18 protein-coding genes are annotated in these 22,360 nt (G+C 68.3%); 8 read left to right on the forward strand and 10 right to left on the reverse strand.

Features of this window, described 5'->3' with window-relative positions; genetic code table 11:
* Positions 1-93 precede the first annotated feature (93 nt).
* On the forward strand, positions 94-1,050 hold the full coding sequence (locus ACN28I_RS31850) for a hypothetical protein (RefSeq protein ID WP_420945665.1): 957 nt from the start codon (positions 94-96) through the stop codon (positions 1,048-1,050).
* 7 nt (positions 1,051-1,057) lie between these two features.
* On the opposite strand, the gene dgt is transcribed toward ACN28I_RS31850, so the two are convergent.
* From dgt to ACN28I_RS31865, 3 genes are all read right to left on the reverse strand, one after another.
* The gene (gene dgt / locus ACN28I_RS31855) at positions 1,058-2,473 is read right to left on the reverse strand and encodes a dGTP triphosphohydrolase (protein ID WP_420945666.1); all 1,416 of its coding nucleotides are present in this window, start codon (positions 2,471-2,473) and stop codon (positions 1,058-1,060) included.
* A 320-nt stretch (positions 2,474-2,793) separates the two neighbouring features.
* Positions 2,794-4,251, reverse strand: coding sequence for a hypothetical protein (locus ACN28I_RS31860; RefSeq protein WP_420945667.1), 1,458 nt, complete (start codon positions 4,249-4,251; stop codon positions 2,794-2,796).
* A gap of 405 nt (positions 4,252-4,656) precedes the next feature.
* Positions 4,657-6,993, reverse strand: coding sequence for an RCC1 domain-containing protein (locus ACN28I_RS31865; RefSeq protein ID WP_420945668.1), 2,337 nt, complete (start codon positions 6,991-6,993; stop codon positions 4,657-4,659).
* Between the two features lie 254 nt (positions 6,994-7,247).
* On the opposite strand from ACN28I_RS31865, the gene ACN28I_RS31870 reads away from it, so the two are divergent.
* The gene (locus ACN28I_RS31870; RefSeq protein WP_420945669.1) at positions 7,248-7,832 is read left to right on the forward strand and encodes a superoxide dismutase; all 585 of its coding nucleotides are present in this window, start codon (positions 7,248-7,250) and stop codon (positions 7,830-7,832) included.
* 296 nt (positions 7,833-8,128) lie between these two features.
* Positions 8,129-9,331 carry a GAF domain-containing sensor histidine kinase gene (locus tag ACN28I_RS31875; RefSeq protein ID WP_420945670.1) on the forward strand — a complete coding sequence of 401 codons (1,203 nt, stop codon included), beginning with the start codon at positions 8,129-8,131 and terminating at the stop codon, positions 9,329-9,331.
* Between the two features lie 49 nt (positions 9,332-9,380).
* Here the strand turns inward: ACN28I_RS31875 and ACN28I_RS31880 are convergent, their stop codons facing one another.
* From ACN28I_RS31880 to ACN28I_RS31890, 3 genes are read right to left on the reverse strand one after another with little or no spacing between them, the layout of a single operon-like run.
* Entirely contained in the window at positions 9,381-10,781 is a 1,401-nt protein-coding gene (locus tag ACN28I_RS31880) for an MFS transporter (RefSeq protein WP_420945671.1), read from the reverse strand.
* Complete coding sequence (locus ACN28I_RS31885) at positions 10,771-11,583, reverse strand: PEP/pyruvate-binding domain-containing protein (RefSeq protein ID WP_420945672.1); 813 nt, start codon at positions 11,581-11,583, stop codon at positions 10,771-10,773. Before ACN28I_RS31885 ends, ACN28I_RS31880 begins: the two co-directional genes overlap by 11 nt.
* On the reverse strand, positions 11,580-12,146 hold the full coding sequence (locus ACN28I_RS31890) for a PEP-utilizing enzyme (protein WP_420945673.1): 567 nt from the start codon (positions 12,144-12,146) through the stop codon (positions 11,580-11,582). Before ACN28I_RS31890 ends, ACN28I_RS31885 begins: the two co-directional genes overlap by 4 nt.
* Between ACN28I_RS31890 and ACN28I_RS31895 the strand changes: the two genes are divergently transcribed.
* The 3 genes from ACN28I_RS31895 to ACN28I_RS31905 all read left to right on the forward strand — a co-directional run bounded on the left by ACN28I_RS31895 (position 12,136) and on the right by ACN28I_RS31905 (position 15,324).
* A complete protein-coding gene (locus tag ACN28I_RS31895; RefSeq protein WP_420945674.1) occupies positions 12,136-13,266 on the forward strand; it encodes a hypothetical protein in 1,131 nt (376 codons plus the stop codon). The genes ACN28I_RS31890 and ACN28I_RS31895 overlap by 11 nt on opposite strands.
* 109 nt (positions 13,267-13,375) lie before the next feature.
* Positions 13,376-14,275, forward strand: coding sequence for a helix-turn-helix domain-containing protein (locus ACN28I_RS31900; RefSeq protein WP_420945675.1), 900 nt, complete (start codon positions 13,376-13,378; stop codon positions 14,273-14,275).
* Between the two features lie 128 nt (positions 14,276-14,403).
* Positions 14,404-15,324, forward strand: a complete 921-nt coding sequence (locus ACN28I_RS31905) for an alpha/beta fold hydrolase (protein ID WP_420945676.1) — start codon at positions 14,404-14,406, stop codon at positions 15,322-15,324.
* 93 nt (positions 15,325-15,417) lie between these two features.
* Here ACN28I_RS31905 and ACN28I_RS31910 read toward each other — a convergent pair whose 3' ends face one another.
* Positions 15,418-16,191 carry a hypothetical protein gene (locus tag ACN28I_RS31910; protein WP_420945677.1) on the reverse strand — a complete coding sequence of 258 codons (774 nt, stop codon included), beginning with the start codon at positions 16,189-16,191 and terminating at the stop codon, positions 15,418-15,420.
* Positions 16,192-16,640: 449 nt separating this feature from the next.
* Here ACN28I_RS31910 and ACN28I_RS31915 point away from each other — a divergent pair, with 449 nt between their 5' ends.
* Entirely contained in the window at positions 16,641-17,981 is a 1,341-nt protein-coding gene (locus ACN28I_RS31915) for an AAA family ATPase (protein ID WP_420945678.1), read from the forward strand.
* Positions 17,978-18,739, forward strand: a complete 762-nt coding sequence (locus ACN28I_RS31920) for a hypothetical protein (protein WP_420945679.1) — start codon at positions 17,978-17,980, stop codon at positions 18,737-18,739. Before ACN28I_RS31915 ends, ACN28I_RS31920 begins: the two co-directional genes overlap by 4 nt.
* Positions 18,740-18,995: 256 nt before the next feature.
* Here the strand turns inward: ACN28I_RS31920 and ACN28I_RS31925 are convergent, their stop codons facing one another.
* Genes ACN28I_RS31925 through ACN28I_RS31935 form a run of 3 tightly spaced genes read right to left on the reverse strand, consistent with a single transcriptional unit; the run spans position 18,996 to position 22,173 of the window.
* Positions 18,996-20,243 (reverse strand): cytochrome P450 family protein, encoded by a 1,248-nt coding sequence (locus ACN28I_RS31925; protein WP_420945680.1) that lies wholly within the window; start codon positions 20,241-20,243, stop codon positions 18,996-18,998.
* 26 nt (positions 20,244-20,269) lie between these two features.
* A complete protein-coding gene (locus tag ACN28I_RS31930) occupies positions 20,270-21,490 on the reverse strand; it encodes a cytochrome P450 (RefSeq protein WP_420945681.1) in 1,221 nt (406 codons plus the stop codon).
* Positions 21,491-21,534: 44 nt separating this feature from the next.
* Positions 21,535-22,173 carry a TetR/AcrR family transcriptional regulator gene (locus ACN28I_RS31935; protein ID WP_420945682.1) on the reverse strand — a complete coding sequence of 213 codons (639 nt, stop codon included), beginning with the start codon at positions 22,171-22,173 and terminating at the stop codon, positions 21,535-21,537.
* Between the last annotated feature and the right edge of the window lie 187 nt (positions 22,174-22,360).

Genomic DNA, 22,360 nt, shown 5'->3' on the forward strand with positions numbered 1-22,360 from the left:
CCGCTCCGTCCGTCCCGTGTCCCCGGCTCCAGGCCGGTTGCTCGCGGACGTCCGCCGCCCAACGTTCTACCGGAAGAAGGGAGCGCGGCGTAGATGCGGAAGCCGACCTGGTGGGATTTGGGAATCGCGGTGCTTGGCCTGGTGCTCGTGTGCAGCGCCGTGCAGGGGACCGCTCAGGCTCCGGACCCCGAGGGCTCGGTGGGAGATGTCACCCAGGACACCCGCATCACCGGGACGCCGGACGGGATGGGCTCCGATCAGGGGCTGACGCCCGAAGGCACGGGCACGGGCGGCTCCGGGATGCAGCAGGGAACGGGCGGCTACTCGACGGGGCAGGACACGAGCGGTTCCAGGACGGGGCAGGGGACGGGCGGCTCCGGGATGGACATGGGGCAGGGGACGGGCGGCTCCGGGATGGCCACGGGCCAGACGGCCACGGGCCAGACGGACATGGGGCAGGGGACGGCGGGGACGCAGCAGGCCTCGGACGTCGAGACGCAGCAGCGGGTGGAGATCGCCCGGTTGCGCGCGCAGGTGGCCGGACTCGAGCAGCAGCTCGCGCAGATGCGGGTCCAGCTCGCGCGGACGCAGGTCGCCCAGGGCACGGGTGGGAGCGGACAGGGCACGGGCGGGAGCGGGAGCGGGCAGGGCATGGGCGGGAGTGGCACCGCGGGCATCGGCGACCCGAACGCCGAGGGTCCCGAAGGAGCCACCGGAATCGGTTACGCCACGGCCGAGGGCGTGGGCGGTGGAGGCAACGCGGGCGGGGCGGTGGACACCGGCGACGAGGGCTTCGCGGTGGCCACCATCATCCACAGGGGCCGCGTGCGCTCGGTGTCCCAGCGGCAGCTCGTGCTCGATGAGGAGGACGGAGGCACCAGCACGCTGCCGCTCGCCCAGAACGTGCGTGTCACCCGGGGCCGCGAGCAGGTGGCCCTGAAGAACCTCCGCGAGGGCACCCTGGTGCGCACCAACGCGGACCTCTACGCCCGCGGCAGCCCGGTGACGAGCATCGAGGTGCTGGCGCCCCCCGAGGCCTCGTCACGATGAGCCGGGACTACTCCGGCAGCTTGATGCCGGAGAGCCGCTGGTAGAGTTCCACCGCGAAGCCGTCCGTCATCGCCGACACGTAGTCCGTCACGCACAGCAGCCGCTGATACGGAGTCAGCCGCTCGATGGCCTCGTCCCGGTTCTCCAGGTACGGCCCCGGCCGCTGGAACACTTCCAGCGGGAGCAACTGCCGCAGCTTCTTCTGCTCCCGGTCCGGCCTGTCCGCGAGCACCGCCGGCGCGAACATGTCCAGCAGACCGCCCAGCGTCTTGAAGCCCGCCGCTTCAATCTGAAGCACGCGCTCGCTCTCGTAGCCCTTCGTGCGGGTGATGTCGGTGATGGCCTTGAGCTTCTTGTCCACCTCGGGCCGGGCCGAGACCAGCGGCCGTTCGAAGCGGCCCACCTCCATGGCCTCCACGTGCTCCTCGAAAGCGGCCACGCACTCCTGGATGAGCGCGAAGATGGCTCCCGCGCGAGCCCGCCCCAGACGCGACTCCCAATCCACCTTCTCCTTCAGGGGATGGAAGTGGGGCTGCAGCTCCGCCACGTTCTCCAGCAGCGAGCACGCCTCCTCCATGGGGATGAGGCCCAGCTTCGCCGAGTCCTCCAGGTCGATGAGCGCGTAGCAGATGTCATCCGCCGCCTCGACGAGGAAGGCCAGGGGGTGACGGCTGAACACGTCCGGCTCGCGCTCGGTGAGCCCGAGCGTGCGGTACACCTCGCGGGCGAGCTGCGCGTCCTCCTGGAAGAACCCGAACTTCTTCTCCGAGATGCGCGCCTTGTCCTTGTCGCGCCGCCCCGGCAGCACCGAGGGCCTCGGGTACTTGCTCATGGCCCCCACGGTCGCCACGGTGTAGCGCAGCCCGCCGTCGCGGTTGCGCGCCTGCAGCCGCGTGAGGATGCGGAAGCCCTGCGCGTTGCCCTCGAAGCGCACCAGGTCCTGCTGCTCGCTCTCGGTGGCGAACGGATTGCTCGGGCCCGTGGCCCGCTCGTGCGCGTAGGGCGGGAAGCGCTTCTCCACCCAGTGTTGGATGGCCGCCTCTCCCGAGTGCCCGAAGGGCGGGTTGCCGATGTCATGCGCGAGGCACGCCGCGGCCACGATGGTGCCCAGGTGCGGCGGCTCCACCCGCACGTCCCGCTGCTTCAGCGAGCGCCCCGCCAACTGCCCCAGCGAGCGCCCCACACTGGAGGCCTCGATGCTGTGCGTCAGCCGCGTGCGCGTGTAGTCGCTCGTGGAGAGCGGAAACACCTGCGTCTTGTCGTGCAGGCTCCGGAAGGCGCTCGAGAAGACGATGCGGTCGTAGTCGATGTCGAAGGCCGTCCGCTCGTCCCGGTGGTCCTGCGGGAGGGGCCGGTCCTTCTTGTCCCCCACGCGGTGCGGAGAGAGGAGCTGCTGCCACCGTTCGGTTCGTTGATTGCTCATGGGTGCCTCGCGCTGGGGCGGTGGTGGGGCCGCCATCCTGCGGTGGGTACACCCCGGGGCAAGTTTCCCGGCGGCGCTGGGCGGCGGTCCTTCATGAGGCCATCATGGCCCAGGGGTCCCACGCGCCCCGGAGGGCTCTCCCCGCGCGCCAACCACGGCTCCCGGTGCGCCCAGCGCGGCAAGGCCACTGGGAGGGCGAGCAGGCAGGTTGCCGCGAACGGGCGTGAGTACAACTCCCTGCCTCTCTCTCCTCGCACATGGGCGGGCGGGGAGTCCCTGCTCCCCACCCGCCCGTGCGCGACTCACTGCCTACGGAAGGTTTACTGGCAGTCGCGCGCCTCGAAGCCAACGCCCGTGGTGGACCCGCTGGTGGTGCGCTCCTTCACCAGGCACTTGGTGGCCGGCACGGTCACCCGCGAGTCGTTGACGGCCACCGACAGCTCACCCGACACCACCTGCAGTCCGCCGGGGAAGCCCGTCGACGTGTTGGCGGGCACCGGGCGCACGCTCGGGGCGTCGCCACCGCTCAGCCGCAGCTGGAAGTTCTTCGTGAAGTCGGCGATGGGCTCTTCGCCTTCCGCGTACTCGTACACCGGCTCCATGTTGGTGAACACGGAGAGGTCGAGCTCAGGCCGCACGCTCAGCACCGCCCGTCCATCCGTGCCCTTCGCGATGTGCAGGTCGAAATGCCGGCCGGACAGCGCGTTCAGGTCCACGGTGGTGAGCTTGTGGCCCCCCAGGGCCAGATAGCTCTGCGCCTCGCCCAGGCCGATGTGCGCGAGGGTCAGCGCCTCACTGCCCTCCTGGGCCTCCATCGCGTACGACAGGCCGGACAGCGAGGCCACATACTGCTGGCCGGAGAACTCGGCCTTGGCGCCTTGGTAGGGAGTGCGAATCTCGGTGGTGCCCAGCTTCAGGGCGACGCGGGCCCAGTTCGCCCCATCCTTCTGCCACACCTTCATCTCGGACAGGGGCGAGGCCTTCGCGGTGCTGAAGGCATACCCACCCGCCGTCGTGTCCCACTCGACGCTCAGCGCATCCAGGATGGACGTCTGGAACTCCACATCCCGCGGTCCCTTGCTCGTCAGGGCCAGCTCCACCCGGCCCACCATCACCCGCGGCAGCTCCGTCTCGGGGCTCAGCTGCTTCACCGTGTCCTTGACGCCACCCAGGTCGACAATCATGCCGACCCGCACGTCCGAGAAGGACAGGGAGAGGGGCTCGGTGCGATTGGCGCCAAAGAGCAGCTCCAGCTCCAGGCCGGCATTGCCCTTGTTGGTGGCGCGGATGCGCAGCTCGTACTTGTCCACCGCCGTCACGCACGCGGGGGCCGCCGGCGTCGAGCCATCCGAGCACAGATCCTCGCCCGTGATGCGGAACGTGGTGGAGCTGCCCTGGGTCTCCTCCACGTTGGCCTCGATGAAGATGCGCTCACGCAGGTACTTCTCCACCAGCGCGGCCTGCGCCTGCGAGGTGGCCTCATCCGGAGCGCCCGGCACCGGCAGCGGGGCCACCTCCGCCATGCGGGTGATGGACAGGCCCTGGAGGCCGCCACCCACGTCGCCGAAGCCGCCGATGGTGGACGTCACCTCGGTCAGCGTCTTGAGCGCCGAGAGATTGCTCAGCGTCCGCATGCTGGAGCCAATGTTGCGGACCAGGTCGCCCGAACGCCTGGCGGTCACCTCGGCCACATCCTCTGGCTCGGGAGCGGGCGGCTGGCATCCCACGACACCCAGCGCGAGCGCCACGGTTCCAGTCACCCAGAAATTCCTCTTCATTCAGTCGCCTCCTGATACGGGGTTGGGTCGCGCATCTTGCAGCAATGGGCAGGCCAGAATCCAATCCCAGACATTACTCCCTGCCCGGGTGGCTCCCGTCAGCGACTCTCCTCCGCGCCTCTGTACCCTCCCCCTCGTCCTTCCCACGAAGCCGGACGTCGAGGGGGGCATGGCCCCGTGCCTTCCTGCAAGAGCACCCCTGAAAGAACTGACTTCCGTTGGTTGGGGCCTCGTCTAACGACTACAAGGGCGAGCTCACCGACTTCGCCCTGGTGGTGCCCGTACCGGTGGTGCTCGAGCGCGAGCAGCTCCACGTGGGCGAGCGCGAATAGGAAGAGGGGGGACGACGCGCCCCGCACTCGTCTCGGGGCCGGAGCGAATCATCCCCGGCCCCGAGAGGGCGCCTTACGGAGCGACGACCTCGATTTCTCCCGCCACGAAGGGCGGCTCGTTGTCACCCACATGATGGGTGTGGCCATAGCCGAGCTCGCCGTTGGCGTTGTGGCCCCAGCACCGGGCCTTGCCGGTGATCATCAGCGCACAGGTGTGATTCCCGCCGGCCGAGATGGCATAAGCGGAGGTCCCTCCCAGGTTCACGGTGGCGGCGGGCGGCTCGGACAGGCTCGTGGTGTTGGCGTAGCCGAGCTGGCCTTCGTTGTTGTAGCCCCAGCACTTGACGCTCCCCGTGCTCAGCAGGGCGCAGGTGTGGGCGTAGCCCCATCTGTGTTCCTCGGTCCTGCTCGCGGCGATCTGCAGCACGGTATCTCCCACGTTGACATCACCGGCCGAGGCGGGCGTCTCGTTGTCGCCGACGTTGACGTTGCTCGGATAGCCGAGCTGGCCGTAGCCGTTGTAGCCCCAGCAGCGCACCTTGCCCGTCTCCAGCAAGGCGCAGGTGTGGTAGTTGCTCGCGGTGAGCTGCTTGACGGCGCCCCCCATCTCGATCTCGGCCGCGGTGGAGGGAGACTCGTCGTCACCAATCCAGGTGGTGTGGCCAATGCCGAGCTGGCCATCGGCGTTGTAGCCCCAGCAGCGCACGTTGCCCGTGGTGAGCAAGGCACAGGTGTGGCGGCCGCCCGCGACGAGGTCCTTGACGAGCCCCCCCACCTCCACGTCGCCCGCCGTCCACACGGCCTCGTTGTCACCCACCTGGTGGGTGTGGCCATAGCCGAGCTCGCCGTGGTTGTTGCGGCCCCAGCAGCGCACCGTGCCCGTGTCGAGCACCGCACAGGTGTGGTAGCCCCCGGCCGCGAGCTTCGTGGCCCGGCCCCCCAGGTTCACGTAGCCCTGGCTCGCCACCGGCTCGTTATCGCCCACGTTCTCCGTGGTGCCATGGCCGAGCTGGCCATGCCCGTTGTAGCCCCAGCAGCGCACGAAGCCGCTGTCGAGCAGGGCGCAGGTATGGAGGGCGCCCGTGACGACCTGGATGGCGGTGCCCACCAGGTTGACGTTGCCGGCCTGGGAGGGGCGCTCGTTATCGCCGATGCTCTCCATGTGGCCGTAGCCGAGCTGGCCATAGCGGTTGTAGCCCCAGCAGCGGACGGCTCCATCCAGCAGCGCGCAGGTGTGGTAGCCGCCGCCACTGATGCTCTGCAGCCCGCCGAGGTCCCCCTCCTCATGGAAGTCATCCGGGAACTGGCCCGGAGTCAGCACATACGTCAGGGTGGTCTTCCCGCCCCTGGCGTCGGTGACGGCGAGCGTCAGCGTCCCCTGGAGCAGGGGCGTGTAGTTCAACATCCTGGTGGGGTTGGACTCGGCGTCGGTGAGGGACGGCGCGGGCTCGAAGGTGCCGTCGGCGGTGAAGCTCCACTTGTAGGCCAGCTCCGCGAGGGGAGCGTCATCGGCCACGGTCGCCTTCCAGAGGACGTCGTTGGTGCCCACCAGCCGGTGGGCGGCGATGGCATTGATGACGGGGTTGAAGCGCACCTCGATGCGCGGTTCGAGCACGTCATCGTGGCCGCCGGCCGGCAACACGCGAGTCTTGAAGGTCGTCGTCACCGAGTGGCCCGCCGCGTTGGTGACGGTGATTTCATGAGTGAACTCGGCTTCCTCGGAGACATTCGGGGGCGTGTACTGGCTGACGAAGGTGCCAGCGGCGGCCACCAGGGTGATGAAGCCACGCTGGGGCAGGAAGGTGCCCCCGCCCGAGGCGGGGTTGATGGCGTAGGTGAGCTTCTCCTGGTGGTTGGCGGAGACGGAGAAGCTGATGTTGGCGTGCTTGCCCTCGGGGAAGGCCGCCGGGATGGTGATGCGGGTGATGCGCGGCAGGGTGATGGGCAGGCCGTCATTGGCGGGGGCCAGGACGATGGTGACGGTTTGTTTGTCCGCCATGAGCGTCTGGTCGGTGCTGCCGCTGAAGAGCAGCTCGTTGGAGGCGTTGAGGGCCTTGGCGAGGAAGGTGACGGGCTTGCCCCTGGGCAGGAAGGGGAGCGTCCCGGCCCACGTGGTGTCCGTCTTGGTGAGCTCGAAGTTGTCGTAGATGAGGGTGCCGGTGCTCACCTCCTTCACGCTGACGCGGATGCGGGTGATGTCCGCGGCCGAGAAGGCGAGGGAGGAGACGCGCCCGGGGCGGGAGGCGGAAGAGGAGCGCGCCTCGTCGACGGCGATGGAGAAGAAGGCGCTGGCGGTGTCAGTGGCCGGGGGCGTCTTGTCCGAGCCACTCACGCGGCAACCGGAGCCCATCAACAGGGCGGGGAGGAGACAGAGGATACCCAGCAGGCCACGAGGGGGACGGAAATTCAACGAACAGGTCATTGTCCCGAATGGAGCCGGTGACCCGGAGAATCATGCAGAGAATCCACCGGCCGGCCGTTGTCGGCATCCAACCCCCCGCCAGGCTTACTGTCTGAGCGGCGAGGGCGGCGGCCGGGCTGCCCCTCCGCCCGTGAGGGGCCCCGCCAACGCATTGGCAATCCGCCAACCTGTTGGCAAAGCGGCTGACATATGGACGGAGTGCAGGTAGAGCGGAGGCAACCCATCACGAAGGGACCTCTCCCATGCCGTTCACCCTGCCCGACCTGCCCTACCCGAAGGATGCCCTCGCCCCGCACATCAGCGCGGAGACGCTCGAGTACCACCACGGCAAGCACCACGCCGCGTACGTGAACAACCTGAACAAGCTGCTCGAGGGCAAGCCCGAGGCGAGCCGCTCGCTCGAGGAGGTCATCCTCGGCAGTGACGGAGGCGTCTTCAACAACGCCGCCCAGGTGTGGAACCACACCTTCTACTGGAACTGCATGAAGCCGAACGGCGGCGGGCTCCCCACGGGGGACCTCGCGGATGCCATCACCCGCGACTTCGGCTCGTTCGAGCGCTTCCGCGAGGAGTTCGCCAACGCCGCCGCCACGCAGTTCGGCTCGGGCTGGGCCTGGCTCGTGCTGGAGAAGGGCAAGCTCGCGGTGACCAAGACGGGCAACGCGGACCTGCCCCTCAAGCACGGCCAGAAGGCCCTGCTCACCATCGACGTGTGGGAGCACGCGTATTACATCGACTTCCGCAACGCGCGTCCCAAGTACATCGACACGTTCCTCGAGAAGCTCGTGAACTGGGACTTCGTGCTCCAGAACCTCAAGGGGGGCTGAGCCGGTTCAGCGCGTGGCGGGCGCCCTGCCCGCCACGTGAACAATTCCCGGGACACTGAAGCGTGCCCGGGTGCGCGGTGGGGACGTCCGTCAGGGTGCTCAACACCTGACGGTTGCCCCGCGAACGAGGAAGTTCGACCGGCGGCAGCGGATGTCGGTCCTCCGGCACACCGGGCTAGAATTTCCCCATGCAGTTTCTAGGTGAGTTGGATGAAGCCTCTCAGGGACGGACTCAACGGTGCAATCGCCGCCTCACGGACCCCCACCGTCTGCAGGCGCTCCGCGACACCGGGTTGATGGACACGCCTCGGGAGGAGGCCTTTGATCGCCTCGCCCACCTGGCGGCGGAGATCCTCAACGTCCCCTTGACGATTGTTTCCCTGGTGGATGCCGACAAACAGTTCTTCAAGGCGGACTTCGGCCTGCCGTCGCCCTTTCGGGAGACGCGAGAGCTGCCGATTGACGCGTCGCTCTGCCGCTACACCCTCGAGGGCGAGCCCATCATCTCCTCGAATGCCCCGGCCGATCCCTTCCTGAGGTTCCATCCCTCGACCGGGCCCTGGGGAATCGTCGCCATCATCGTGATTCCCTTGATCAACCCGGACGGACACGTGCTGGGAACCTTCTGCTGCATCGAACCCAAGGTGCGCGAATGGACCGCGCATGAAATCAAGGTGATGCGGGAGCTGACGGCGTCCATCATGACGGAGATCAATCTCCGCAATCAGATCGCGAAACTGAAGACCGAGCAGAATCTCCGGGACACGTTCGTCGCGGCGCTGACCCATGATCTCCGCACGCCCCTGACGGCATCGAAGCTGGGCGTGCAACTTCTCGCAAGACGCCATCCGGACTTGCCGGCGGTCCAGGCGTCAGTGGTTCGGGTGACCGAGAGCCTGAACCGCGCGGAGCGCATGATTCAGGACTTGCTGGACGCGAACCGCATCAAGGCTGGGAGGCAGGTGCCCCTGACGGTGAGCGAGTGCGACCTCCACGCCATCACGGTCCAGGCGCTGGAGGAGCTCGCGTCGGTCTATTCGGACCGCTTCGTCCTGAAAGCAGAGGGCGCGCTCGAGATGGTGGCGGACCCGAGCGGGCTGCGCCGCATCGTCGAGAACCTGGCCTCGAATGCGGCGAAGTACGGCGCGCCGGGCACTCCGATTGAGGTCGTGCTCAGCCGAAGCGGCGACCAGGTGATGCTCCAGGTGAAGAATGAAGGCGCGCCCATCGTCGGGAGCGAGCTCCTGACCATCTTCGAGCCTTTTCACCGCTCGAGGTCCGCGGTGGAGAGCGCGCAGAAAGGGTGGGGCATCGGCCTGCCCCTGGTGAGAGGCATTACCGAAGCACACGGGGGGAGGGCGAGCGTGACGAGCTCGGCCCAGGACGGGACTTGCTTCACGATTACACTCCCGCTCACCGCGACTTCGCCGGAGAGGTTCTCGGCCGTCGCGGATGCGGAGCGCGCCGGAGCGAACGCGCCCGCGGGCTACCAGAGTTGAGCCAACGCGGGACTTCGTCCTCGGGAATCTCAAGGGAGGCTGAGCCGGTTCAGCGTGTGGCGGGCGCCCTGCCCGCCACGTCCCGGCCTGGCAGCGCGAGGGCCGCGAGTGCGGAGACCGCCAGGGCGGCCGCGAAGACGGCCATCGCGGCGCGGTGCTGCTCGAGCGTCGCCGCCGCGCCTCCCCTGGCCAGGACCCCTCCGAGCACCGCGATGCCCGCCACGCCTCCGAGGTAGCGCATGGTGGACATCGCCCCGGCGGCCATTCCGCTGCGCGCCTTGTCCACGCCCCCCATCGCCGCGGCCTGGGACGGCGCGGTCCCCAGCGCCAGGCCGAAACCCAGGAGCATGAGCGGCAGGATGGCCTCATTCGGCCCGTCCAGCGAGCGCAGGCCCAGCAGCCCCACTCCCGTGAGCCCCAGGAGCGCGCCCGTCACCGAAGTCACGCGCGCTCCGAGCTGCTCGGAGATCCTCCCTCCCAGGGGGGTGCCCACCACCATCATGGCCATCATCGCGAGCATCGTGCGGCCCGTGCGTCCCGTGTCCTCGCCGAACCGCTGCGAGAAGAGGTAGGGGAGCTGGAAGAGCAGCCCATACATGGCCAGGTTCTGGAGCGCGAGGATGCTGCTGCCCGCGGTGAAGGGACGCGAGCCGAAGAGCTGGAAGTCGATGACCGGATGGTGCTGGCGCCGCTCCCAGCGGTACATCATCCCGAGCACCCCGGCGCCCGCGGCGAGCAGTCCCGCCATCCACGCCCCCTGGCTCTTGCCGCCCACGACGAGCAACGCCAGCCCCGCGCCGAGCAACACGCTGCCGAGGACATCGAACGCGGGACGCCGGGCGGGAACGGGCTCGGCGGGCGCCTCCCCACGCCCCAGGAGGAGCGCGAGGCAGAGCACGGGGACGTTCACCATGAAGATGAAGGACCAGCCCAGGCGGGCCACCAGCTCTCCGCCGATCATCGGGCCCGCCGCCGCGGCCAGGGACATGACCGCCCCGAAGAGCCCGAAGGCCCGCGCCCGGCGGTTCTCCGGCAGCCCGTTGCGCAGCAGCGCCATGGCACTGGGCGCGATGACCGCGCCCCCCGTCGCCATGAGCACCCGCGCCAGCGAGAGCAGGGCCACATGCCGGGCCAGGAAGCCCGTCGCCGCCCCCAGGGCGAACAGCACCTGCCCCACGCGCAGCACGCGGTGATGACCCCACAGGTCTCCCAGCTTTCCGCCGGGGCTCTGCAGGACGATCCCCACCAGGAGATAGCTGGTCACCAACCATTGGCTCAGCGTGTCGGGCCCCGCGCCCAGCTCGCGGCCGATCGTCGGGAGCGCCACGGCGATCATCGTCGAGTTGAGGGGCACCAACGCCATCGTCAGTCCGAGCGCCACCAGGGTCCGGGCGGACAGCGCTCGAGGCTCGTCGACGTGGGCGGCCACCTCCGCGAGCTCAGCCGCCACGGGTCACCGCCCGGCGCTGGAGGAGGAAGAGCTTCGGGCCGACGAAGGCCCACTCGAGGTCCTGCTTTCTTCCGAAGTGGCGCTCACACCGGGTGGCGAGCGCGTGCAGCTCCCGCAGCCGATTCTCGTCGAGGCACAGGGTATTCACCCGCTCGGGCGCCACCGGCACCTCGCGCGTGCCCCCGCCCGGGAGCGGTTGGAGCTCCAGGTCCTTCTCGCCCGCCGCTTGTTCGAGGATGCGTCCCTCCCGGCTGAGGCGGTAGCGATCCGGCGTGACGAGTCCGGCCACGACGGCCTCGCCCAGTCCCCAGCTCGCCTCGATGACCCGCTCGTCGGCGCCGGTGAGGGGATCGCACGTGAACAACACGCCCGCGCACTCGGACGCGACGAGATGCTGGACGACCACGGCCACGCGCGGCGTGCCCTCCTTTCCGAGCTTGCGGCGGTACGCGAGCGCCGCCTCCGCGCGGCCCGAGGCCCACACCTGCTTCACGGCCTCGAGCAAGCCTTCCTGGGTGCGCACGCCGAGCACGGTGAGGTGCTGGCCCGCGAAGCTCGCGTTGTCCGAGTCCTCGCCCACCGCGGACGAGCGCACCGCCACGCAGGGGCCGACCTGCTCGAGCAGGCCGCCGAGCCAGGCCACGGCACCGGGCTCTCCCGCGGCGATCCGGTCCACCAGCGCGACCGGGAGCGCGAACCCGGGAGGCACCGGCAGGCCGGCGCGCAGCGCGGCTCCGAGGTGGACCGCCTTGCCGCCGAACTCCTCCTCGGACAGCGCTTCCTTCAAGGGCACCAGGCTCATGAGAGCACCTGCAGCTCTCCGGTCGTTCCATTGACCCGCACGCGCGCGCCGTCGCGCACCACCTTGGTGGCCTCCCGGGTCCCGACGATGCCCGGAATCCCATACTCCCGCGTCACGATGGCGGCGTGGCAGAGCTGCCCGCCCCGGTCCGTCACGATGGCCCCGAGCAGGGGCAGCACGACGTTGAAGTAGGGCGACGTCGTGGCCGCCACCAGCACGTCGCCCTTCTGGATGCGGCCGAGGTCGGTCTGCTCCTTCACGATGCGCGCGATGCCCTCGTAGATGCCCGGGCTCACCGGCAGGCCGCGGACCGACGTCTCCGTCGTCTGGGCCGGGGGCGAATCGAAGACGCCCTGCATGTAGAACATGAGCGCGTTGTTCACGCGCAGCGCCGCCGGGGGAAGGAAGTCCATGGGAGGAGGGGGCGAGGGAGGCGCGCCCAGCCAGGGGGGCGCATCCGCGTGGGTCTTCGTCTTCCTCCACTGCGCGCGCTTCTGGAGCCTCCTCGCTCGCCGGGTGGGTGGCGGCGCGCAGCAGGCCGAGCAGCTCGTCATGGCTCGCATCGATGGCCAGCTCCGCGTCGGTGAGCCGCCCCAGCTCCTTCAGGCGGGCCCCCACGGCGAGCACCGCGCGGCGGGCCAGACCCATGGCCCAGCCATCGCTGTAGGTATTGCGCTCGTCCCGGAGCCGGTAGACGAGCCTCGCCTCGGCGAACAGCGCGTCGAACTCCTGTCGGTGCGCCTCCGGCACGGCCTCGCGCACCTGCTCCAGCAGCCGGGGGGCCGAGGCGTCCTCCGTCCGCGTGCGTCCCGTCACCGCGCCCCGGATGCCGTTCACCAGCGCTTCGGGAACCTCCAGGGCATATTGGTCGGAGAGGTCGTAGCCCAGGCTGCGGTAGCCGACCCACTCCAGGTACGTCCGCATCTGCTCGCCCACCGCGCCGGGCATGGCCGTCAGCCGCTCGAGGATCTGCTTCGCGGGGGAGTTGGAGAACAGCAGCTCGCGAGCCGCCGCATCCGCGCGCAGGGCCTGGATGAGGGCGGGAGTCTCCTCGGTGGCGAGCTGCGCGGACAGGGGCGAGTCGCCCTTGAAGAGGCGCGCGAGCTCACCGGCGCTCTTGCCCGTCCAGCGCTGCGCGTGGACGAGGAAATCCCCCACGGGGAGGATGTGCGCGACGTTGTAGAGGTGGTGCAGGCGGGCCATGGCGACCAGGTGATCGCGGCACGCCACCAGGTGCTTCTCCAGCTCCGCGGTGGGCAGCGTGGTGGGCTCCACGGCCTGCAGGGCGAGGTGCGCGCGGATGGCGGCCGGTTTCTCCACCTCATCCCAGTACCGCAGGTCCTCGCGCCAGCGCTTGCCTTCCAGGGCCTGCTTCGAGACGTTCAGCCGGCGGCGGATTCCCGGATGCAGGCGCGTCATCAGCTTCATCAGGAATGGGGGCGGAGGCGAGCCCGAGGCGCCCGCGGGGGCCCCGAAGGGGACGATCTGGGAATACATGAACCCGTGGATGCTCACCGGGCGCATGGTTTCGATCATCAGGCCATACCGGGCCGCTCCCTCGGAGAAGCCCGCCTGGAGCCCCTGGAGGAGCGGCTCAATGGAATACCGGGACCCCGGGCGATGGGTATGCGCTGTCTCCAGCTCCCAGCTTCCCGGGCCGGGGGCCTCGAACTTCACGTCTGAAGAGGTATGGCTTTGCATTCGTGGTTCCTCTCCGTGACCCTAATGTTTCGCGGATTTTGCTGACAGAGCGTACCTTGGGGCGGAAATCGGCCTGGATTGGGATCGAACCATGACTCGCACGCCTCAGCGCTCGCCTCCCCAGCTCATCACCCTGGAGGCGCTGGGCGCGGGGGGCCTGCCCTTGCGTGTCATTCGAATCCCAGGAGGCGCGCCCGTGCCTCCGCCCGGGCCGCTCGTCTCGACCTTCTTCATGGTCTTCGTGCTGACGGCGGGAAGGGGGCGAGCCCGTTTCTTGGAGCAGCTCGAGGTCCATGAGGGGGACATCCACCTCATCCCCGCGGGCGTGGAGCACCAGCCCCTCGATATTGGCAACCTCGAGGGGTGGATCGTGGGGTTCGATCCGCTGCTGCTCCGCTCGCTCGGACCGGAGTGGTTGCCAGAGCCGCCTGGAGGCCTTGGAAGGACGCGGCCCCCTCCGGTGCGGAGCCTCTTCGTCCGGGGACTGCTGCGGCTGCGGCCCGGACAACCCCGGTGGCGTCGAATCGTGCACCATGTGGCCGAGCTGGACGCCGAACTGCGAGAGGCCCGGTGGAGCGTGGAGAACGCCGCGCACGCCTGGTTCGTCTTGCTGGTCACGGAGCTGCTGCGCGAGCTGCAGGAGCACACGCCGCTCGCGCCGGCCATGAGCGGGGGGCTCGTGCACGAGGCGCTGGCCTTCATCGAGGCGCACTGCTTGCGGCCCCTCTCGCTCCAGGACGTCGCGGCGGCGGTGGGGTGCACGCCCTCGCACCTGGCCAACGTCATCCGCAAGGAGACGGGGCTGACGGTGGGGGACTGGCTGCGCGAGCATCGCATGTCCGAAGCCCGGCGGTGCCTGCTGGAAACGGGAGCCAGTATCGAGAACATCGCCAGCCAGGTGGGCTACACCGACGTCACCCATTTCATCCGCACCTTCCGGCGCGTCCACGGAATGACCCCCCGGGCCTGGCGTGAGCAGCGCCGCCGCTAATCTTCGACACCCACTTCCAAACGTTGTGAAGTGCTCTACATCGCGGAATTGAGTCGTCGAAGCGTCGTGTCTGCTGGGGCATAAGCGGTGCTCTTTCTTTCGAGGAGGCCCGCCGGATGCTTCGACGAATGGTGGTGATGGGACTTGTTGCGATGGGGGTGACGGCGTGGGCCGCGGAGCCGCCGCCTCCACCGTCCCATCCGCAAGGACCGAGCCCTTCACGCAGTGGCCATCTGCCCATCAACGGCTTGAAGCTCTACTACGAAGTGTACGGAGAGCTGGGCAAGTCCAAGACAGCTCCGTTGCTGTTGATTCCCGGGGCTTTCCTATCCACGGACTCCATGAAGCCCTGGGTGGCGGCCTTCGCCGCGAAGCGCCCGGTGATTGTCTTTGATCAACAGGGCCACGGTCGAACCGCGGACACGCCGCGGAAGATGTCCTACGAGCAGTTCGGCGATGACGCCGCGGCATTGCTGCGGGCCCTGAAGGTGGAGCGCGCGGATGTGATGGGCTACTCCCAAGGTGGAGGGGTGGCGCTGCAGCTGGCGGTGCGTCACCCCACGCTCGTCAACAAGCTCGTCTCGCTGTCCGCCACCTATCGTAAGGACGGTTGGTACCCCGCGGTGTTCAAGGCGATTGGGGGCCTGCGTGCCGAGGTGTTCGCAGGCTCTCCAGTCGAAGCCGCGTTCAAGAAGCACACGGCTGATCCCAAGGCGTTCGAGGCCTACGTCGAGAAGATGAAGGTGTTGAACATCAACGACCAGAACATCACCGACGCTCAGATGCGCGCCATTCCAGCCAAGACGATGGTCATCGTGGGTGATGCGGATGGCGTGAAGCTGGAACACGCGGTGGCGATGTTCAAGCTGCGGGGCGGAGGCGATGAGGAGGCGGCCGCGACAGGAATGCTCACGAAGGTTCCCGCGGCGCGGTTGGTGATCCTCCCCGCGACCTCTCATATTGGGATCTCAGGGGAGGTGAAGGTCCTCGAATCGATGGTGACGCCTTTCTTGGAGGATGCACCTCCCGCCAACCCCTCTCTTTGGTAGTCGAGGCGAAGGCCGAGCTTGTCGCTGGCCGGTGGGGGCGGGGGAGGCGAGGACGAGCGAAACCGGGGCCAGGTGCGAGCGGCCCCGCGCCCCTTACTGCCCGAGCGACGAGGGCGGTGGCCTGGCACTGAACGAGGGCAGGTAACACTCCCCCTGGTACTCGAAGAGGTCCTCCGGGCACGGGGCCTTGAGTTTGTGAGGTGCCCAGCAGGCGCCGACGAGCTCGACCTCGGTGTAGCGAGTGCAGGGGGGGCGCTTCTGTCCCTTGAAGGGCTCTTTCGGCAGAGGCCGGGCGAACACGGGTTGCCCCGGGGGGGTGGTGTCCGCGAGCCAGGCGCGGAAGTCCGGTGTCTCGACTGCCGTGGGCACCTCGTGGCTCAGGGGCGCGGGTGGGGCGCTCGGAGGTTGGGACACGGGGGCCAGACGCACCAGCGCGAGGAGCAGGGCGCCTACCGTGACGGCGCTCGCCATGCCCCATCCCAGACGCCACCGGAGGCGGGGCTCGTGGGGGCCGGACACGGCGCGGACCATGAGCCGCGCTTCCTCGAGCACACCTTCCAACGTGAGCAGCAACGACTCCGCCGACTGCCTGTCCTGGGCCCTGGCCCAGCCGGTGTGCTCCACTTCCATGGCAGAGTAGCCTCCTGAGGCCCAGGAGCCGAGGAACACCCGCCAGTCCTTCCGTGGTGCCTTGCCCTCCTCGGCGGTGTGTTTGCGCACCAGGGCCGTGGCTCCGCTCGTCTCGTGCGTGGCCAGATAGAGCTCCTCCTGGCTGTCGCCGGACTGCTGCACCTGCTCCTGAAGCAGGTACGGCCCCACCCGCTCCGCTCCCTCCTCACTCGCTTCGGACTTCTTCTCCTCGTCCATGCGTGCTCCTCCCTGGCCTCCCCGCAGGCGGGTGGCCAGATGCTCTTGTTCGCATGGACCGGACCCTGCTTTCCAGGAGGTACCCGGTGCGTCAGGTGGGGGCCTACTCACGGGGACGTTCTCCTATACGACTTACCCGTCCCACCGCCTGTCAGGGCACCTGCTGCCCCTCTCGCACACGTCGACCCGGGCCTACTGGAGCGCACGGGCTTCGAGCCGCGTGAAGCGTCGAGCACGGGCGGGACTCCTGGGTGCTGACGCGGAATCGGCTCATGCTCACCCTGCCCCCTCCGCCCAAGAGCTCGGAGCTGGAAGCGATCGCCCTCGTCCAGCTCCCCAAGCTGCTCCACATGACGCTCGACGGCTGTTGTGGCGGCCGACGCCTGGGTGGAAACGGAGACGTGTGCGTGAGGCGCGTTCTGCTAGCGTGCGCCGTCACTGGAGAACGCATGTACCTGCACGAGCTGAAGGTCGCGAACCTCAAGTTGCTCCGCGACATGACTATTCCGTTCCTACATGAGGGAGAGCCCCGGTCCTGGACGGTGTTTGTCGGTGAGAATGGGCTCTGCAAGACGTCGCTCCTGCGCGCGATTGCGCTCGCCGCCATCGGGCCTGAACGCGGCAATCAGCTCGGGCAGGTGTTCATTCCCACCATGCCCGATAAACGGCAGCCAGAGGACGCGACGGTTTCCATCGAAGCGACCTTCGGTTTCAGTGGCACGTTCCATGGGGATCGCAAGTACCCTGGCCTGGACGCCAATCCCCCGGCGAGCCCCCCAGGTCTCGTCAGCAAGCTCACCACCTCCGCACGCATCGGTGTCCTGCGCGGGAACTCCCACTTCCTGGATGAGTCGGGAGCGAAGATAAGCACGGAGCCGGAGTCGCTCGACCCGCTCCAGGAAGCGCGCGCCATCGGGTTGCCCTTGTGGTTTGTCGCTGGCTACGGCGTGAACCGCAACCTTCCGCCTCCGCAGAGCACCGCCGGGCGGGCCTATGTCGCGGTGCTTGATCGGTTGCAGTCGCTTTTCGAAGGGCCGCCGCTCATTGCCACGGACTTCGTGAGCCGATTCGATCCCGATACTGCCCGCCTGTTTGGTGCCGAACTCAAGCGTGCATTCGTCGGCCACGAAGTCCTCCCCAATGTCGAAGACATCCTGTTGATGGGAAGGGGCGGTATCAGCGACCCCAAGACACTTCTTGCCGCCAACCGATTCAAAATGAAGCTTCCCTCGGGCGAAGAACTGGCACTGCCCGCACTCTGGATGTCTCACGGCTACCAATCCACGATGGCGTGGGTCACAGATCTCGTTGGACAGGTCTGGAGTGAAGCCGGACAGCCGATTTCCTTGAATCAGATTGAAGGGCTGGTGCTCATTGATGAAATCGATCTGCACCTCCATCCCACCTGGCAGCGGGGCCTCATCCGCTCGCTTCGGCGTGCGCTCCCGCGCGTCCAGTTTGTCGCGACGACCCATTCGCCCATGGTGCTGCCCGGGCTGGAGCCACACGAAATCTTCATCCTGGAGCAGGAGCGGGACGGTAGCGTCCGGTGGGAGCAGTCGACGCAACAGCCTCGCCTGCTGACCGGGGGAGAAATCTACGACCGCTTCTTCGACATCCGTTCCGTCTACCCGGATGAGCACGCGAACAAACTGCACCGGTATCTCCGGCTTGCCTCCGACGCGTACCGGAGCGACGAGGAAGATGGGGAGATGCTCACGCTCAAGAACTGGCTCCAGATTGAGGGCGTCCCCGTGGCCTACGAGCCGGTTCCCCGGAGTCAGGAATGATTCGCGTCGATCGAGGCGGGGAGCCGGGCGAGTTGCCAGAGCTCCGGCGCACCGAGCTCGACCGCTTTCGGGTGGTCTTCGCGGCGAAGGGATTCGACCGGAAGGAACTCGGGGACCGGTATACCGAAGTGAAGAGGCTCCTCTGGCAGCGTCAGCTGTTCAAGTGCTGCTACTGCGAGAAGATTTGCGAGGACGTTGGCAACGATCTCGAGCACTACCGTCCCGCATCGAGCTACTGGTGGCTCGCGTGGACCTGGGAGAACCTCCTCTTCGCCTGTCCGAACTGTAACCGGTGGGCCAAGAATGACGCGTTCCCGCTGGCCGATGACACCACCCGGCTCCGGCCCGAAGAGGCACCACCCCAGGGCGAGCAGCCGCACCTCGTCGACCCCGCCACGGAGAATCCACTCGACTCGATCCAGTTCGTGTTGGATTCCACCTCCGGTCGCTGGATGCCCCGCCCGCGGGGAGCGAGTGTCAAAGGGGCGGAGACGATTCGTGTGTTGGAGCTTGACCGGCAGGCGCTTCTGGAAATCTTCCAGCGCTATGTCGAGGACTACGTGATGGACGACGTCAAACATCTCCGGGCTTTGATGGACGCGGGCGATGAGCACGCCGTACGCAAGGACTGGAATCACATGATTCGTCGGGCGCTCCAGCGGACCCGGCATCACGTGGCGCTCACGTACGACGTATTCGACCATTTCTTTCCGGAGGCCGAGCGGCAGCGTTGGGGAGTGGTGCTCCCGAGGCCGTAAGACCCTTCTTGGCGCACCTGGGATTGCCTACGGCAGGTGCGAGCCTGGCCCCAGGGCGAGGGCCACATGATGCCTCTCTGCTCCTGCCCCCATTCCTCTTATGCGCTAGTGAAGGCGGCGGGAATCGAACCCGCCGCCCTGCACGGAGATGGAGTCGACGTCCTTCTCCCGCAGCAGCGCGAGCAGCGCTTCGCGCATCATGAGGCGGGTACGGCGCACGCGCGGGTCGACGCGCGGCGCCAAAGTGGGAACGCGGCTACGCGGCCTCGCGCACGGCGGCCCGGGCTCCGGACGGCGACAGGAGCAGGGGCAGAGCCTTGAGCCCGCGCAGCCCGACGGAGCCGCGCCAGCGCAGCTTCTCCTCGGGCACGGCGAGCTTCATCCCGGGGAAGCGTTGCACCAGGTGCTGGAGCGCGATGGTGCCCTCCAGCCTCGCCAGCGGCGCTCCCAGGCAGTAGTGCGCTCCCAGGCCAAAGGCCACGTGGCGGTTGGGCTTGCGGGTGATGTCGAGCTGGTCCGCGTTCTCGAACGCCGACTCATCCCGGTTCGCCGAGGCCAGCAGGGGCATCACCGTGGAGCCCCGCGGAATCACGTGACCGTCCAGGTGGATGTCCTCCTTCGCGAAGCGCGGCGAGGGTTGCTCGACGGGGTTGCCGTAGCGCAGCAGCTCCTCGACCGCGGAGCCAATCAGCTCGGGATGCTCGCGCAGCTTCTGGAACTGCTCCGGGTGCTGCAGCAGCGCCAGCGTCCCGTTGCCGATGAGGTTGACCGTGGTCTCATGCCCCGCCAGCAGCAGCAGGAAGATCATGGAGATGAGCTCGTCCTCGCTGAGGCGATCCCCCTGCTCCTCCGCCTGCACCAGCGCCGTGAGCAGGTCATCCCGGGGCTCGGCCCGGCGCAGGTGGATGAGCTTGCGGAAGAAGCGCATCATGTTGAAGGCGTTGGGCGTCTGGAGCAGGAACCCCACGGGGCCGGTGAGGTTGTCCAGCAGGCCGCCCATCTGCCGGTGGAACGTCAGCCGATCCTCCTCGGGAACGCCCATCATCTCCGAGATGACCGTCAGTGGCAGGGGGAGCGCGAAGTCGGCGATGAGGTCGACGCTCTGCTTCTTCCCGGCCGCGTCCAGCAGCTCGCCGACGATCTTCTCCACCGTGTGCTTCATCTCCTCGACCCGCCGGGGGGTGAAGGCCTTGTGCACGAGGTCTCGCTGGCGGCGGTGATCGGGCGCGTCGCTGGAGAGCATGTTCTTCTGGAAGATGCGGAACAGCTTGGGCACCCACCAGCGGTCCAATGGATCGTTCCCCCCCACGGCGTTGCGGCGGTCATTGGCGAGGCGTGGATCCGTGAAGGAGCTCACGACATCGTCGTAGCGCGTGAGGTAGTAGGTCTTGCCGAAGATGGGATGTTTGATGACGACGACCGGCGACTCCTTCCGCAAGCGCACATAGGTCGGGTACGGGTCGGCCCGGAACTCGGGGGCCTTGAGGTTGATTTCAGGGGTCATGGGTGTGTTGTCCCGGGTGAGGGTTCTCAGCTCTTGCGCAGCCAGAGCGAGCGGGGCCCGCGCAGGAAGAACGAGCCGCCGTAGTCGATGCGCTCGGGCTGGCGCGAGGCGAAGCCCAGCCGGGGGGCGCGCTCCATCAGCTCCTGGAGCGCCACCGGGGCCTCCAGGCGCGTCAGCGGGGCCCCGAGGCAGAAGTGGATGCCGTGGCCGAACGAGAGCGTGCCGTTGGTGTCTCGCTTCGGGTCGAAGCGCTCCGGGTCCGGGAACTTGCGCGGGTCATGGTTGGCGGACGCCACCAGCGCCATCACCGTCGACTCCGCGGGCACCTTCCCGCCGCTCAGCTCCACGTCCTGCGTGGCGCGGCGCATCAGCCCCACCACCGGCGAGTCGTAGCGCAGCGTCTCCTCGGCCACGGCGGCGCAGGCCTCGCGCGAGGGGTTGTCGCGCAGCCACTCGTACTGCTCCGGGTGGCGGATGAGCGCGAGCAGGCTGTTGCCGAGCAGGTTGGTCGTCGTCTCGTTGCCGGCGATCAGCAGCAGCACGGCGAAGGAGTTCACCTCCGCGGGGCTCAGGGCCTCCACGCCATCGCTGCTCTGGACGAGCAGGGAGATGAGATCGCCCTTGGGCTCGAGGCGGCGCTTCTCGGCGATCTCCTTCATGTAGGCGAACATCTCGCCGGCACTGCGGGTGGCCTCCTCCGACATCTTCCCGGTGCGCAGGGACTCGGCGGTGGCGGACATGAGCGAGTCGCTCCAGCGCTTGAAGTCGCGGCGCCGGGAGATCTCGATGCCGAGCATCTCCGCGATGATGGTGACGGGCAGGGGCGAGGCCAGCCCATCCATGAAGTCGAACTCGTCGTGGGCGGTCATCTCCGCGACGAGCCCGCGGGACAGCTCGCGCACGCGGGGCTCCATCTCGGAGATGCGCTTGGGCAGGAAGGCGCGGCTCACCAGGCCGCGCAGCCGCGTGTGGATGGGGGGATCCGAGTTGACGAGGTTGGTTACCGAGCTGAGCTCACCGAGCTCGGTGCGATCCTCGCGCCGCATGCCGTTGACGCGGATGTCCACCGAGGAGAACAGGGCGGGGTTCTTCAGGACGTACGCCACGTCCTCGTAGCGGCTGAGCACGTGGGCCTGGAGGCTCTTCGTCCAGAAGAGGGGCGCCTTCTCGCGCAGCTCGGCGAAGTAGGGGTAGGGGTTGTTGTGGACGTCGGGGTGGAAGAAGTCGAAGTGGTCCAGCAGGCTCATGGTGCTTGCTCCTTGGGGGGATGGACGACGGGGGAAAAGGGGGCTCAGCGCGGGGCGGCGCCTTCCAGGAAGCACCGCAGCAGCGGCGCGAGCAGCTCGTCGGCGGGCGCGGTTTGCTTCGCGAGGAGCTGGCGCAGGACGAGGCCCTGCATCATGTCCAGCAACAGCGCGGGGTAGTGGTGGGCATCCTCGGGCCGCAAGGCGCCTTCCTTCACGCCCTGCTGGCCGAGGTGCTCGAGGCGGAGGGCGACCTCGCGCCACATCACCATGTGGCGGTCCATGTCCCCCTCCCGGGAGGTGCCGCGCCGCAGCGAGTCCTCCAGCAGGAGCGAGAACAGCCGGAAGTGCGTCCGGGAGTGCTCGAGGATGCAGCGCAGGAAGCCGTGCAGCCGCGCGCGGTAGGGCGTCTGGAGGCTGCGCTCCAGCTCGGCGTCGAGCAGGGCCAGCAGCTCGCGCCCGCGCATGTCGCGCAGGGCCTCCAGGAGCTGCTGCCGGTCCTCGAAGTAGTTGTAGAGCGTCCCCACCGAGACGCCGACGCGCGCGGCGATGTCGTCCATGCGCGCGGCCTGCCCCTGCTCGGCCAGCACCTGCTCCGCGGCGTCGAGGATGGCGGCCCGCGCCTCCTCCTTCATCCGCATCCGCATCGACTGGGGTTTGCCGCGTGAGGTTGAGCGCACGTTCATGAAGTTGAACCAGTCTACAAAATCAGGACAAACCGGTTCAATCAGGGCAAACCGAGGGGGCGGTCAGGCGCCCGGGTGGGTGTCCGGGAGACGACAGACAGCCCTTGGGCCGGGAGGGGTGTTGGCTACCGGAGCCTCGGCCCGGCCCGGAGGCGCGGCCGGGTCAGCCCGAGAGCGATAATCCGGT

The organism is Archangium gephyra (genome assembly GCF_049060025.1).
GTDB classification, from domain to species: Bacteria; Myxococcota; Myxococcia; order Myxococcales; family Myxococcaceae; genus Archangium; species Archangium gephyra_A.

Coding starts and splice junctions, on each gene's coding strand:
- ACN28I_RS31850 (WP_420945665.1), top strand. CDS start 94: ATGCGGAAGCCGACCTGGTGGGATTTGGGAATCGCGGTGCTTGGCCTG.
- dgt (WP_420945666.1), bottom strand. CDS start 2,473: ATGAGCAATCAACGAACCGAACGGTGGCAGCAGCTCCTCTCTCCGCAC.
- ACN28I_RS31860 (WP_420945667.1), bottom strand. CDS start 4,251: ATGAAGAGGAATTTCTGGGTGACTGGAACCGTGGCGCTCGCGCTGGGT.
- ACN28I_RS31870 (WP_420945669.1), top strand. CDS start 7,248: ATGCCGTTCACCCTGCCCGACCTGCCCTACCCGAAGGATGCCCTCGCC.
- ACN28I_RS31875 (WP_420945670.1), top strand. CDS start 8,129: ATGGACACGCCTCGGGAGGAGGCCTTTGATCGCCTCGCCCACCTGGCG.
- ACN28I_RS31885 (WP_420945672.1), bottom strand. CDS start 11,583: ATGAGCCTGGTGCCCTTGAAGGAAGCGCTGTCCGAGGAGGAGTTCGGC.
- ACN28I_RS31895 (WP_420945674.1), top strand. CDS start 12,136: ATGGCTCGCATCGATGGCCAGCTCCGCGTCGGTGAGCCGCCCCAGCTC.
- ACN28I_RS31890 (WP_420945673.1), bottom strand. CDS start 12,146: ATGCGAGCCATGACGAGCTGCTCGGCCTGCTGCGCGCCGCCACCCACC.
- ACN28I_RS31900 (WP_420945675.1), top strand. CDS start 13,376: ATGACTCGCACGCCTCAGCGCTCGCCTCCCCAGCTCATCACCCTGGAG.
- ACN28I_RS31905 (WP_420945676.1), top strand. CDS start 14,404: ATGGTGGTGATGGGACTTGTTGCGATGGGGGTGACGGCGTGGGCCGCG.
- ACN28I_RS31910 (WP_420945677.1), bottom strand. CDS start 16,191: ATGGACGAGGAGAAGAAGTCCGAAGCGAGTGAGGAGGGAGCGGAGCGG.
- ACN28I_RS31915 (WP_420945678.1), top strand. CDS start 16,641: ATGTACCTGCACGAGCTGAAGGTCGCGAACCTCAAGTTGCTCCGCGAC.
- ACN28I_RS31920 (WP_420945679.1), top strand. CDS start 17,978: ATGATTCGCGTCGATCGAGGCGGGGAGCCGGGCGAGTTGCCAGAGCTC.
- ACN28I_RS31925 (WP_420945680.1), bottom strand. CDS start 20,243: ATGACCCCTGAAATCAACCTCAAGGCCCCCGAGTTCCGGGCCGACCCG.
- ACN28I_RS31930 (WP_420945681.1), bottom strand. CDS start 21,490: ATGAGCCTGCTGGACCACTTCGACTTCTTCCACCCCGACGTCCACAAC.
- ACN28I_RS31935 (WP_420945682.1), bottom strand. CDS start 22,173: ATGAACGTGCGCTCAACCTCACGCGGCAAACCCCAGTCGATGCGGATG.